Below are 12369 nucleotides of genomic sequence, written 5' to 3'. Positions count from 1 at the left end.
TAATATAATCCGGCGCGCTCGGGAAATGGCGCGCTAATCGTTTCACGGATTGAATTTAATTTGTCTGTCGAAAGTCTTCACCAGGGATTTTGCTGACGGACATTAAATGAAGACCGCCATCATGAGAACCTCCCTGCTTTGGCCGGCGCTTGCAGCGCTGGCACTGAGCGGCTGTTCCGTGGGCCATACTGAGTACAGTCGTACGGCGCTGCAGCACGTGGATATGAGCGTGACCGGCATCCCGACGGTACTGGGTTTGGGCATCCTCGGTACAACCATTCCGTTAACGCCGGAATACAGTCTGACTGCCGCGCACGTGGCCAAAACCGCCGTGCAGCGCGTGAAGGCTTATCACCCCTATTGCGACGTCGCAATTATTTATCATAAAAACAATCCGGATACGCTGGCGAAATTCCGCAGCAGCGCGGTGGGCGAGCCAATTAAAATGTATGGCTATAGTTTTATTTCCGCGATGCCGGTCGAGTCGAGCGGCGTTAATCTGGCGCGCACCGCCATTAATAATCGCTGGAATAAAAAACCCTGTATGGCAATGGCTTCCGATGCCGGTGTCGTTCAGGGGATGTCAGGCGGCGCTGTCTATAATGCCGACCAGACAATCAGCGGAGTGATTGTGGGTTACAGCCATGAAATTGCTAACGTACGCAGCAAAAAAGTCATCTTAAAAGATGTCTCGCTGTACATTCCGTACGGCGATTTCAAACGCTGGCTGGAAGCCAATATCGGCCAGACGCCACAAACAGCGCCCGGCCCGGCGTAATTACAGGAACGGGCGGGTATCGCCTGCCCCTTCACGCACGATGACGGGCGCATCGCTGGTGAGATCGATCACGGTGGTTGGCTGCTGGCCCAGCGTTCCGCCATCAATAATTAAATCCACCAGCTTGCCGATGCTGTGCTGGATCTCTTCCGGATCGGATTCAGTGAAATCATTGCCTGGCAGCATCAGGGAGGTCGACATCATCGGCTCATTGAGGCGTTCCAGCAGCGCCAGCGCCACCGGATTTGACGGTACGCGCAGGCCGATGGTTTTACGTTTATCGTTCATCAGACGACGCGGCACTTCTTTGGTGGCCTTCAGAATGAAGGTGTAATTACCTGGCGTGTTGTTTTTCAGAATGCGAAACGCGCTGTTATCCACCTGTGAATAGGTCGACAGCTCAGAAAGATCGCGGCACATCAGGGTAAAGTTATGGTTACCATCGAGCTGACGAATGCGGCAGATGCGTTCCATGGCATTCTTCTCTTCCAGACGGCATCCCAGCGCGTAGCCGGAATCGGTCGGATAGACAATAACGCTGCCTTTGTTGAGATAATCCACCGCCTGATTAACCAGACGCGGCTGCGGATTTTCCGGATGAATGTGAAAAAGTTGACTCATAAAAACCTCATGTCACCCATCAACGTGCGATCTGACCGGCGCTAAAGCGGGAAAACGCTCCCAGACCGGCTCCACGCCGCCCGGCAGCCATAGCTTGCGCCCCAGTTCAATCCACGGACAGGGTTGGTGAAAATCGGACCCCTGCGAGGCCGCCAGCTGATTATCGCGCGCATAGCTCGCCAGCTGGGTACGTTCATTCGGTGCCTGCTGACACTGCGCCACTTCCATCGCATCGCCGCCTTCTGCGGCAAAATGCGCAATCAGTCGCTTCAGCCATTTGGCCGACAGCCCGTAGCGCGCAGGATGGGCCAGCACCGCCACGCCGCCAGAATGATGAATAGCATCAATGGCTTGTTTAATTGTACACCATTGTGGTGGCACGTAGCCGGTTTTGCCGCGCGCCAGATAGTTTTTAAATACCTGCGCCATGTTATCGGCTTTGCCCAGCTCTACCAGATAGCGGGCAAAATGCCCGCGGGTGATCACCCCGCCCTGCGCCAGACGCTGAGCGCCGGCCAGTGCGTCAGGAATGCGCGCGCGCTCCAGCCGTTCGGCAATCAGTTCTGCACGTGCCATACGGCACTGGTGCTGCTGCGCCAGAAAAGCGGTTAACGCCGGATGCTGCGTATCAACGTTGAGCCCGACAATATGAATTTCGTGGTTTTCCCACAGCGTCGACGCTTCCACACCGGCCAGTACCCGCAGCGGTAGCTGAAGCTGCTGCACCGCCGCCTGCGCTTCGGCAACGCCCGCCACGCTGTCGTGATCGGTAATCGCCAGCACGCCGACGTGCATCTCAACGGCACGCTGCACCAGCGCGGTCGGCGTCAGCAAACCGTCAGAAGCCTGGGTATGGCTGTGTAAATCATAAAGTGGAAAACGGGCGATATCTGACAAGGTCACTCCAGCGACTGCATTAAACCGGCTGGCATGATAACGATTTTGCCCGTAACTGAAAAAGGGTATTGACTTTTTTCACCCGAACCAGTTAACTAGTACACAAGTTCACACGTAACGGGTATTTAATCATGGCTCTTATCGGTACGCATGTTAATGGTTGGTGGCGCGATGATCCCTTTCACGGGCGACGTCGTCATGCACATTTTGCGTAACCGCAGTGCAGATACCTGAGCCCGCCACCGAGCGGGCTTTTTTTTGAGCGAAATTCAGAGAATCCATTATGGCTAATGCGAAACCTACATTGAAGTTGATTACCGGTACCGCGCCCTACCGCGAAGATCCGGCCGCAGTGTTTCATCAATTATGCGGCGCACGTCCGGCAACTCTGCTGCTTGAATCTGCCGATATCGACAGCAAGCAGAACCTGAAAAGCCTGCTGATTGTTGACAGTGCGCTGCGCATCAGCGCCCTCGGCAATGTTGTTACCCTGCAGGCGCTGTCGGAAAACGGCCGCGCGCTGCTGCCGCTGCTGGACGAAGCGCTGCCACCCGAGGTGCGCATCGCCGTTCGCCCGGACGGACGAGAGCTGCATTTCATGCCGGTTGAGGGTCTGCACGATGAAGACTCCCGCCTGAAGGCGCTGTCGGTGTTTGATGCGCTGCGTCTGATTCCGCATCTGGTGAACAGCCCAGCCGAAGAACGTGAAGCCATGCTGCTGGGCGGCCTGTTTGCCTACGATCTGGTGGCGGGATTTGAAGATCTGCCGCCGCTGCGCAATGACCAAAGTTGCCCGGACTACTGTTTCTACCTCGCCGAAACGTTACTGGTGATCGATCACCAGCAGCGCAGCGCCCGTCTGCAGGCCAGCCTGTTTGCGCCGTCCACCAGCGAGTTTCAGCGTCTGCAGAGCCGTATTGAACAGCTGCACGGTCAAATGACGCAGCCAGCGCCTGCGCTGCCGGTGCAGCGCGTCGAGCAGATGACGCTGAGCACCAGCCAGAGCGATGAGGCTTACTGCAACGTGGTGAGCGAACTGCAGCAGGCCATTCGCATCGGCGAAATTTTCCAGGTGGTACCGTCGCGCCGCTTCTCGCTGCCGTGCCCGTCACCGCTGGCGGCTTACGATACGCTGAAAAACAGCAACCCCAGCCCGTACATGTTCTTTATGCAGGATCAGGATTTTGCGCTGTTCGGCGCTTCGCCGGAGAGTTCGCTGAAGTATGACGCCAGCTCGCGCCAGATCGAAATCTACCCGATTGCCGGTACGCGTCCGCGCGGTCGCCATGCGGATGGCTCGCTGGATCGCGACCTGGACAGCCGTATTGAACTGGAAATGCGCACCGATCATAAAGAGCTGGCTGAGCACCTGATGCTGGTGGATCTGGCGCGCAACGACCTGGCGCGTATCTGTGTGCCCGGCAGCCGTTACGTGGCGGATTTAACCAAAGTGGACCGCTACTCGTTTGTGATGCATCTGGTGTCCCGCGTGGTTGGCACGCTGCGCAACGATCTTGATGTGTTGCACGCCTATCGCGCCTGCATGAACATGGGCACGCTGAGTGGTGCACCGAAAGTGCGTGCGATGCAGCTGATTGCGGAAAAAGAAGGCACGCGGCGCGGCAGCTACGGCGGCGCGGTCGGCTACTTTACCGCCAGCGGCGACCTTGATACCTGCATCGTCATCCGCTCCGCCTGGGTGGAAGGTGGCGTCGCCACTGTGCAGGCCGGTGCCGGCGTGGTGCTGGATTCTCAGCCTCAGGCTGAAGCGGATGAGAGCCGCAACAAAGCCCGCGCGGTATTGCGCGCCATCGCTACTGCCCATCACTGCAAGGAGATTTTCTGATGGCCGATATCCTGCTGCTCGATAATATCGACTCCTTTACCTACAACCTCGTTGATCAGCTGCGTACCTTTGGCCACAACGTGGTGATTTACCGCAACAACGTCCCGGCAGAAGTGCTGATCGACCGCCTGCAGCAGATGGAAAACCCGGTGCTGATGCTCTCACCCGGCCCTGGCGCACCGAAAGATGCCGGCTGCATGCCGCAGCTGTTACAGGCGCTGCGCGGTCAGCTGCCGATCATTGGTATCTGTCTCGGCCATCAGGCCATTGTCGAAGCTTACGGCGGGCACGTCGGCCAGGCGGGCGAAATTCTGCACGGCAAAGCCTCCGCCATTACCCATGATGGCGAGGCGATGTTTACCGGCCTCAGCAACCCGCTGCCGGTGGCGCGTTACCACTCGCTGGTGGGCAGCAATACGCCGGCGGAACTGACGGTTAACGCCAGCTACAACGGCATGGTGATGGCGGTGCGTCACGAAACGGACCGCGTGTGCGGCTTCCAGTTCCATCCCGAGTCGATTCTCACCACGCAGGGCGCACGTCTGCTGGAGCAAACACTGGCCTGGGCGCTGGCGAAATAACAGGGAGATGATGATGCAAACTATTCTGGAAAAACTGTATCAGGCGCAAACGCTGAGCCAGGCCGAGAGCCACCAGCTGTTCAGCGCGATTATTACCGGACAGCTGGAGCCGACGCAGCTGGCAGCGGCGCTGATCGCCATGAAAGTGCGTGGCGAGCGCCCGGAAGAGATCGCCGGTGCCGCCTCCGCGCTGCTGGCCGATGCCAGACCGTTCCCGCGTCCGGACTATACCTTTGCCGATATCGTTGGCACCGGCGGTGACGGCAGCAACAGCATTAATATTTCAACGGCCAGCGCCTTTGTCGCCGCCACCTGCGGGCTGAAAGTGGCCAAGCACGGCAACCGCAGCGTCTCCAGCAAATCCGGATCTTCCGATCTGCTGGCCGCTTTCGGTATCAATCTCGACATGCCGGCGCAGCAGGCACGGCAGGCGCTGGACGATCTCAACGTCTGCTTCCTGTTTGCGCCGCAGTATCACAGCGGTTTCCGCCACGCGATGCCGGTGCGCCAGCAGCTGAAAACCCGCACGCTGTTTAACGTGCTGGGTCCGCTGATCAACCCGGCGCGCCCACCGCTGGCGGTGATAGGCGTTTATAGTCCGGAACTGGTGCTGCCCATCGCCCAGACGCTGAAAGTACTGGGCTACCAGCGTGCTGCCGTGGTGCACGGTGGCGGCATGGATGAAGTGGCGCTGCACAGTGCGACCCAGGTCGCGGAGCTGCGTGACGGCGAGATCACCAGCTATCAGCTGACGCCGGAAGACTTTGGCTTCAGCTTCCAGCCGAAAGAGGCACTGGCCGGCGGCACACCGGAAGAAAACCGTGACATTCTGACGCGTTTGCTCCAGGGTAAAGGCCAGCCCGCCCACGAGCAGGCTGTTGCGGTAAATGTCGCAATGTTGCTGAAAGTATTCGGAAATGAAGATTTGCGCGATAACGCTGAGCGCGCCATGGCTGCCATTCGCAGCGGTCAGGCGTACGAGCGCGTTGTGGCACTGGCAGCGAGAGGATGAAATGAGTATCAAGGGCACCGTATTAGAGAAAATTGTGCAGGATAAAGCCCTGTGGGTTGAAGCACGTAAATCGCAGCAGCCGCTGGCCTCCTTCCAGAACGATCTGCAGCCGGCGGAGCGTCATTTTTACGAGGCGCTGCGTGGCACGCGCACCGTCTTCATTCTGGAGTGTAAAAAAGCCTCCCCGTCGAAAGGGCTGATTCGCGCCGATTTTGATCCCGCGACTATCGCCGGGATCTATCGCCATTACGCCTCTGCGGTGTCAGTGCTGACCGATGAGAAATATTTCCAGGGCAGCTTTGATTTCCTGCCGGTGGTCAGCGCCGCCATCACGCAGCCGGTGCTGTGCAAAGACTTTATTATTGATCCCTACCAGATTTACCTGGCGCGCCATTATCAGGCCGATGCCATTCTGCTGATGCTGTCAGTACTGGATGATGAGCAGTACCGTCAGCTGGCTGCGGTGGCGCATAGCCTGAAAATGGGCGTGCTGACCGAAGTCAGTAATGAAGAAGAGCTGGAGCGCGCTATCGCGCTGGAAGCTAAAGTGGTCGGCATCAACAACCGCGATCTGCGTGATTTGTCGATTGACCTGAATCGCACGCGTCAGCTGGCCCCACGTCTCAGCCATGGCGTCACCGTGATCAGCGAGTCCGGCATCCATAACTACGCCCAGGTGCGCGAGCTGAGCCATTTTGCTAACGGCTTTTTAATTGGCTCGGCGCTGATGGAAGAGCACGACCTCGACGCCGGTGTGCGCCGCGTGCTGCTGGGCGATAACAAGGTGTGCGGCCTGACCCGCCCGGAAGATGCGCAGGCCGCGCATCAGGCTGGCGCGCTGTATGGCGGCGTGATCTTTGCCGCCGGTTCGCCGCGCCAGGTTAACGAGGCGCAGGCGCAGGCGGTGATCGCCGCTGCGCCGCTGAAGTATGTCGGCGTGTTCCGCAATCAGGCTATCAGTGACGTTGTCACGTTAGCCACGCGTTTATCGCTTGCGGCCGTTCAGCTGCACGGCGACGAAGACAAAGCCTACGTTGCAGAACTGCGCCAGGCGCTGCCAGCCAGCGTGCGCATCTGGAAGGCACTGAGCATTCAGGATCGGTTGCCGCCACGCGACTGGCCGCACGTTGATCGCTACGTGCTGGATAATGGCCAGGGTGGCAGCGGTCAGCGCTTTGACTGGTCGCTGCTGCAGGGTGAAGACCTGGCTGATGTGCTGCTGGCCGGCGGCCTGAGCGCCGATAACTGCGTCGAAGCCGCTCAGCTCGGCTGCGCCGGCCTCGACTTCAACTCCGGCGTGGAGTCCGCGCCGGGCATCAAAGATGCCAGCAAAGTCGCGGCGGTATTCCGCACGCTGCGCGCCTATTAATTGCGTCTGCCCGCCTGCGGGCGGGCCGGATAAGGAAGAGGACACGATGACGACATTACTTAATCCCTACTTTGGCGAATTCGGCGGCCAGTATGTGCCGCAGATTTTGATGCCAGCACTGCGTCAGCTGGAAACGGCCTTTGTTGAAGCACAGCGCGATCCGGCGTTTCAGTCAGAATTTACTGACCTGCTGAAAAACTACGCCGGTCGCCCGACGGCCCTGACGCTGTGCAGCAACCTGACCAAAGGCAGCAAAACCCGCCTGTACCTGAAGCGCGAAGACCTGCTGCACGGCGGCGCACACAAAACTAACCAGGTGCTGGGCCAGGCGCTGCTGGCAAAACGCATGGGCAAAAACGAGATCATCGCGGAAACCGGCGCCGGTCAGCACGGCGTGGCGTCGGCACTGGCGTGTGCCCTGCTCGGCATGAAATGCCGTATTTACATGGGCGCGAAAGACGTTGAGCGTCAGTCACCCAACGTGTTCCGTATGCGGCTGATGGGCGCAGAGGTGATTCCGGTACACAGCGGCTCGGCCACGCTGAAAGATGCCTGTAACGAGGCGCTGCGCGACTGGTCCGGCAGCTACGAAACCGCGCACTACATGCTCGGCACTGCCGCAGGTCCGCATCCGTTCCCGACCATTGTGCGTGAATTCCAGCGCATGATTGGCGAAGAGACCAAAGCGCAGATTCTGGAAAAAGAGGGTCGCCTGCCGGATGCGGTACTGGCGTGCGTCGGCGGCGGTTCTAACGCCATCGGCATGTTTGCGGATTTCATCGAAGAGAGCAGCGTGCGCCTGATCGGCGTGGAGCCTGCGGGTCACGGTATTGACACCGGTGAGCACGGTGCGCCGCTCAAGCACGGTCGCGTTGGCATCTATTTCGGCATGAAGGCGCCGATGATGCAGACCGAAGAGGGACAGATCGAAGAGTCCTACTCCATCTCTGCCGGTCTCGATTTCCCGTCGGTCGGTCCGCAGCATGCGCACCTGAACAGCACCGGCCGCGCTGACTACGTGTCAATCACGGATGATGAAGCGCTGGAGGCCTTTAAGACGCTGTGTCGTGCAGAAGGCATCATTCCGGCACTGGAGTCATCGCACGCGCTGGCGTATGCGCTGAAGATGATCCGCGAAAACCCGGACAAAGAGCAGCTGCTGGTGGTGAACCTTTCCGGCCGCGGCGACAAAGACATCTTTACCGTTCACGATATTCTGAAAGCTAAGGGAGAGATCTGATGGAGCGTTATAATCAGCTGTTTCAACGTCTGTCCGCGAAACAGGAAGGCGCGTTTGTGCCCTTCGTCACCCTTGGCGATCCGTCGCCGGCGCTGTCGCTGAAGATTATTGATGCGCTGGTCGCGGGCGGTGCGGATGCGCTGGAGCTGGGGATTCCGTTCTCCGATCCGCTGGCCGATGGCCCGACCATTCAGGGCGCTACGCTGCGTGCCTTTGCCGCCGGCACCACCGTGGCGCAGTGTTTTGAAATGCTGGCCACCGTGCGCCAGAAATACCCCGATCTGCCGATTGGCCTGCTGATGTACGCCAACCTGGTGTTCAGCAGAGGTATCGACAACTTCTACGCGCAGTGCGCTGCGGTGGGCGTTGACTCGGTGCTGGTGGCTGACGTGCCGGTGGAAGAGTCGGCACCGTTCCGCCAGGCGGCGATGCGTCACAACATTGCGCCGATCTTTATCTGTCCGCCCAACGCGGATGACGATCTGCTGCGCGAAATCGCCTCGCACGGCCGTGGCTACACCTATCTGCTGTCACGCGCCGGCGTTACCGGTGCGGAAAATCGCGCCAGCCTGCCGCTGCATCATCTGATTGAGAAGCTGCACGAATATCATGCTGCGCCGCCGCTGCAGGGCTTCGGCATCTCTGAGCCGGGTCAGGTGAAAGAGGCCGTTGCCGCCGGAGCCGCCGGAGCCATCTCCGGCTCGGCCATCGTGAAAATCATCGAGCGTAATCAGAACGACCCAACGGCGCTGCTCAGCGAACTGCAAACGTTCGTCAGCGATCTCAAAGCGGCTACCCGCTGAGTTGGCACGGCCCTGCACTGGCTGCAGGGCCCTTCTTACTTCCTGCCTCCTTTTTTTCCCTAGCGACAAACTTTTTCATCGCGCCTGAGTTGCCGAAATGCGAGGCACGGCCCACACTTAAGCGTGCCGTCACGTTACGGTGCACCACCATCTATGACAGGGAGATAACCAATGAAATTGTTCAAAGTCGTTGCGGGTTTTTTAGTGGCTGCAGTGATGGCGCTCACCTTAAGTGCCTGTGCACCAACAGCAACAAAGGAAGGGACCGGCGGTTACATCGATGACACGGTCATTACCACCAAAGTGAAGGCTCAGCTGCTGAATGACGAGGCGCTGAAATCGACAGAAATTAACGTTGAGACCTTCAAAGGGAAAGTACAGCTGAGCGGCTTTGTCAGCTCGCCGCAGATGGCCAACCGTGCGGTTGCGGTAACGCGTAACGTGGCGGGGGTAAAATCCGTCGTCAACAATATGCAGATTAAGTAACTAAACGGGCGACCTGCGGGTCGCCCTTTTTCTTTCTGGTGTAAAAATCAGAAACGGTAGCCCGCGCCAAAGAAGAACACCCACGGATCGATGCGGGTATTGATATTCTGCTGTTCGCCCGCCGCTTTGAATTTCACTTCGGTATCGATGTCCATGTACCACAATGATGCGTTGAGCATCCAGTCGCGGTTGATCTGATAATCCAGCCCGACCTGACCCGCCACGCCCCAGGAGTCTTTCACGCTCAAATCGCTCAGCTGCGCATCCTGCCCGGTCTGGTTGAACTTCGCATCGTAGAAGGTGGTGTAGTTGATCCCGACGCCAACGTAAGGGCGCAGCGCGCTTTGGCTGTCGAAAAAGTAGTACTGCGCCATCAGGGTGGGCGGCAGCTGACGCACGGTAGCGAGGTTGCCGGTCGGGCCAAGTCCCACTTTGTGGCGGAACGGCGTGGCCGCCAGCAGCTCAACGCCGATATTGTCGGTCGCCATCCAGGTAAACGTCAGACCCAGCTGGGTATCATTACTGACGCTGAAGCCGCCCATACCCAGCACATTATCAGAGCCTTCGGTCGGACGAACGGTCGCGCTACCGGCGCGCACAAAAAAATCACCGGCCTGGTGAGCCAGTGCCAGTTGCGGGATCGCCAGCGCCAGCAGCAGCGCGCATTTAGCCAGTTTCATAATCACTCCTTTGCCGGAAAACAGGGTATTGAGGTTAATCGCGGCACAAGATTTACCCCTTTTTTGCCAAAAGATCATCAGCATCAATTCAAATTAATCACTTATAAAACAATGAATTGATTCAGATCAATTTTGCCTTTACAAGCGGACATAAAAATCCTGTTGCCGCCGTGACACGGCGTGATTATGTTGCTATTCCCCTTTTGTGATTTTGGTTCGAAGCCTCAGGAGTGGCGGGCGATCAGATGAGCGATTTACTTAACCCCTGTATGACCTGTGGCGCCTGCTGCGCCCATTTTCGCGTTTCTTTTTACTGGGCCGAAGCCGACGACGGCGGTGGCGCGGTGCCGGTTGAACTGACGGAACCCCTGAGCCTGCTGATGCGCAACATGCGCGGCACCAACGATCGTGCTCCGCGCTGCGTGGCGCTGCAGGGTGAAATTGGCGGCTGTGTTTCCTGTGGGATTTATGCGCAGCGGCCGTCACCGTGCCGGGAGTTCGCCATGTCCGGCGAAAATGGCGTGCCGAATGACGCCTGCGATCGCGCCCGGGCGCGCTATGGTTTACCCCCGCTTTTTCACCCTTCTTTACCTGAGATGACAGAAAGTTATGGGATTCCGGGTGCCAGCCTGCCTGCAGAACATGTACAATCGCCGGGTTAATTAACCCGGTTCCTTCAAGGAGTGTACATGTCTATCACGGCAAGCTCGTTATACCGTGACACAGGAAATTTTCTGCGCCATCAGCTGGTCACCATCGTGCTGATGGCGTTGCTGACCTCGTTTATTACCGTGATTGTTGGCCACGCCCTGACGCCGGGCGAGGATCAGTTATCCCTGCTCAGCCAGACCGACAGCAGCGCCTCATCGCTGTTTGAAATCGTCCAGAACATGTCACCGGATCAGCAACGCATTCTGCTGCGCGCCTCTGCCGCGGGCACTTTCGCTGCCCTGATTGGCAACACGCTGCTATTGGGCGGCATGCTGTGCCTGCTGCCGATGGTATCCAGTGGACAGCGCGTCAGCGCGCTGCGCGCGATTGGCGCCTCTGCGCCGCTGCTGCCGAAACTGCTGGTGCAGACCTTCCTGATCACCCTGCTGGTTCAGCTGGGCTTTATGGTACTGATGGTGCCGGGTGTGATTCTGGCGATTCTGCTGTCGCTGGCGCCGGTGATGCTGGCAAGTGAAAAAATGGGCATTTTCAGTGCGATGCGCGCCAGTATGCGTCTGGCCTGGAAGAACATTAAGGTGATTGCCCCGGCGATTATTCTGTGGCTGCTGGCGAAAATTGCGCTGATGTTCTTCTTCTCCACCCTGACCGTGCTGCCTGCCAATATCGCTTCGGTGGTGCTCAACGCGCTGGGCAACCTGGTATCAGCCATTCTGATTATCTATTTGTACCGGCTGTATATGCTGTTACGTTAAGCGTTACGGCGCCCGTGGCGGCGCCGTAACTCAACGCTCCTGCCCCTGACTGGAAACGCTATGAAGCAGTTACTCGATTTTCTTCCCCTGGTAGTTTTCTTTATTTTCTACAAGCTGTACGACATTTTCGTCGCCTCCGGCGCGTTGGTGGTGGCGACCGGTATCGCGCTGGTGGTCAGCTGGGTGCTGTACCGCAAGCTGGAAAAGATGACCATTTTCACCTTTGTGCTGGTTGCGGTGTTCGGCACCCTGACCTATGTGTTCCACAACGATGAGTTCATCAAGTGGAAAGTCACGGTGATTTACTCGCTGTTTGCGCTGGCGCTGCTGTACAGCCAGTGGTTTATGCAGCAACCGCTGATCCAGACCATGCTTGGCAAAGAGCTGCAGCTGCCGGGTGCGGTATGGCGTCGGCTGAATATCGCCTGGGCCCTGTTCTTCCTGGCCTGCGGCCTGGCGAATATTTATGTGGCGTTTTGGTTATCCCAGGCGTTTTGGGTTAACTTTAAAGTGTTCGGTCTTACCGGCCTGACCCTGCTGTTTACGCTGTTAAGCGGCCTGTACATCTGGCGACAGATGCCGCAACAAGAACAAAAATAATCGATGCAGCCTGGTCTCCGCCGGGCTTGTCT

The 12369-nt window shown here is 58.2% G+C and carries 12 protein-coding genes, 1 pseudogene and 1 other annotated feature; of the genes and pseudogenes, 10 read left to right on the top strand and 3 right to left on the bottom strand.

Features of this window, described 5'->3' with window-relative positions; all coding sequences use genetic code 11:
• Positions 1 to 121: 121 nt before the first annotated feature.
• Complete coding sequence (locus tag ABVR31_RS09165; protein WP_176428135.1) at positions 122 to 778, top strand: serine protease; 657 nt, start codon at positions 122 to 124, stop codon at positions 776 to 778.
• Here ABVR31_RS09165 and ABVR31_RS09160 read toward each other — a convergent pair whose 3' ends face one another.
• Positions 779 to 1399 (bottom strand): L-threonylcarbamoyladenylate synthase, encoded by a 621-nt coding sequence (locus ABVR31_RS09160; RefSeq protein ID WP_021510107.1) that lies wholly within the window; start codon positions 1397 to 1399, stop codon positions 779 to 781.
• Between the two features lie 12 nt (positions 1400 to 1411).
• On the bottom strand, positions 1412 to 2296 hold the full coding sequence (locus tag ABVR31_RS09155; protein ID WP_088517175.1) for a PHP domain-containing protein: 885 nt from the start codon (positions 2294 to 2296) through the stop codon (positions 1412 to 1414).
• A gap of 155 nt (positions 2297 to 2451) precedes the next feature.
• Positions 2452 to 2556 (top strand) — a sequence feature (Trp leader region).
• 23 nt (positions 2557 to 2579) lie between these two features.
• Here ABVR31_RS09155 and ABVR31_RS09150 point away from each other — a divergent pair.
• The 6 genes and pseudogenes from ABVR31_RS09150 (at position 2580) to ABVR31_RS09125 (ending at position 9633) form a co-directional block, all read left to right on the top strand.
• Positions 2580 to 4142: an anthranilate synthase component 1 gene (locus ABVR31_RS09150; protein ID WP_372772501.1), complete on the top strand. Its 1563-nt coding sequence runs from the start codon at positions 2580 to 2582 to the stop codon at positions 4140 to 4142.
• Positions 4142 to 5735 (top strand): annotated as a pseudogene (gene trpD, locus ABVR31_RS09145) (bifunctional anthranilate synthase glutamate amidotransferase component TrpG/anthranilate phosphoribosyltransferase TrpD). Before ABVR31_RS09150 ends, trpD begins: the two are co-directional and overlap by 1 nt.
• A 1-nt stretch (position 5736) precedes the next feature.
• On the top strand, positions 5737 to 7104 hold the full coding sequence (gene trpCF, locus ABVR31_RS09140) for a bifunctional indole-3-glycerol-phosphate synthase TrpC/phosphoribosylanthranilate isomerase TrpF (protein WP_058758631.1): 1368 nt from the start codon (positions 5737 to 5739) through the stop codon (positions 7102 to 7104).
• 46 nt (positions 7105 to 7150) lie between these two features.
• Positions 7151 to 8344, top strand: a complete 1194-nt coding sequence (gene trpB, locus ABVR31_RS09135) for a tryptophan synthase subunit beta (protein ID WP_372772499.1) — start codon at positions 7151 to 7153, stop codon at positions 8342 to 8344.
• Complete coding sequence (trpA, locus tag ABVR31_RS09130) at positions 8344 to 9147, top strand: tryptophan synthase subunit alpha (protein ID WP_372772497.1); 804 nt, start codon at positions 8344 to 8346, stop codon at positions 9145 to 9147. Before trpB ends, trpA begins: the two co-directional genes overlap by 1 nt.
• A gap of 171 nt (positions 9148 to 9318) precedes the next feature.
• Complete coding sequence (locus ABVR31_RS09125; protein WP_021510099.1) at positions 9319 to 9633, top strand: BON domain-containing protein; 315 nt, start codon at positions 9319 to 9321, stop codon at positions 9631 to 9633.
• Between the two features lie 47 nt (positions 9634 to 9680).
• On the opposite strand, the gene ompW is transcribed toward ABVR31_RS09125, so the two are convergent.
• The gene (ompW, locus tag ABVR31_RS09120; RefSeq protein WP_058771265.1) at positions 9681 to 10313 is read right to left on the bottom strand and encodes an outer membrane protein OmpW; all 633 of its coding nucleotides are present in this window, start codon (positions 10311 to 10313) and stop codon (positions 9681 to 9683) included.
• A 245-nt stretch (positions 10314 to 10558) separates the two neighbouring features.
• On the opposite strand from ompW, the gene ABVR31_RS09115 reads away from it, so the two are divergent.
• Genes ABVR31_RS09115 through ABVR31_RS09105 form a run of 3 tightly spaced genes read left to right on the top strand, consistent with a single transcriptional unit; the run spans position 10559 to position 12337 of the window.
• Positions 10559 to 10975, top strand: a complete 417-nt coding sequence (locus tag ABVR31_RS09115; protein WP_058771264.1) for a YkgJ family cysteine cluster protein — start codon at positions 10559 to 10561, stop codon at positions 10973 to 10975.
• Between the two features lie 27 nt (positions 10976 to 11002).
• Complete coding sequence (locus ABVR31_RS09110) at positions 11003 to 11737, top strand: YciC family protein (RefSeq protein WP_372772495.1); 735 nt, start codon at positions 11003 to 11005, stop codon at positions 11735 to 11737.
• A gap of 60 nt (positions 11738 to 11797) precedes the next feature.
• Complete coding sequence (locus tag ABVR31_RS09105) at positions 11798 to 12337, top strand: septation protein A (protein ID WP_058758637.1); 540 nt, start codon at positions 11798 to 11800, stop codon at positions 12335 to 12337.
• The last annotated feature ends 32 nt before the right edge of the window (positions 12338 to 12369 follow it).

The organism is Pantoea sp. WEP (assembly GCF_041678305.1).
Lineage (GTDB): Bacteria > Pseudomonadota > Gammaproteobacteria > Enterobacterales > Enterobacteriaceae > Pantoea > Pantoea dispersa.
Note: the sequence above shows the minus strand (reverse complement) of the source record. Positions and strands in the feature narration are given on the sequence as shown.

Bases quoted from the DNA above. Each gene is read 5' to 3' on its own strand.
- ABVR31_RS09165 (WP_176428135.1), top strand. From the start codon at position 122: ATGAGAACCTCCCTGCTTTGGCCGGCGCTTGCAGCGCTGGCACTGAGC.
- ABVR31_RS09160 (WP_021510107.1), bottom strand. From the start codon at position 1,399: ATGAGTCAACTTTTTCACATTCATCCGGAAAATCCGCAGCCGCGTCTG.
- ABVR31_RS09150 (WP_372772501.1), top strand. From the start codon at position 2,580: ATGGCTAATGCGAAACCTACATTGAAGTTGATTACCGGTACCGCGCCC.
- trpCF (WP_058758631.1), top strand. From the start codon at position 5,737: ATGAGTATCAAGGGCACCGTATTAGAGAAAATTGTGCAGGATAAAGCC.
- trpB (WP_372772499.1), top strand. From the start codon at position 7,151: ATGACGACATTACTTAATCCCTACTTTGGCGAATTCGGCGGCCAGTAT.
- trpA (WP_372772497.1), top strand. From the start codon at position 8,344: ATGGAGCGTTATAATCAGCTGTTTCAACGTCTGTCCGCGAAACAGGAA.
- ABVR31_RS09125 (WP_021510099.1), top strand. From the start codon at position 9,319: ATGAAATTGTTCAAAGTCGTTGCGGGTTTTTTAGTGGCTGCAGTGATG.
- ompW (WP_058771265.1), bottom strand. From the start codon at position 10,313: ATGAAACTGGCTAAATGCGCGCTGCTGCTGGCGCTGGCGATCCCGCAA.
- ABVR31_RS09115 (WP_058771264.1), top strand. From the start codon at position 10,559: ATGAGCGATTTACTTAACCCCTGTATGACCTGTGGCGCCTGCTGCGCC.
- ABVR31_RS09110 (WP_372772495.1), top strand. From the start codon at position 11,003: ATGTCTATCACGGCAAGCTCGTTATACCGTGACACAGGAAATTTTCTG.
- ABVR31_RS09105 (WP_058758637.1), top strand. From the start codon at position 11,798: ATGAAGCAGTTACTCGATTTTCTTCCCCTGGTAGTTTTCTTTATTTTC.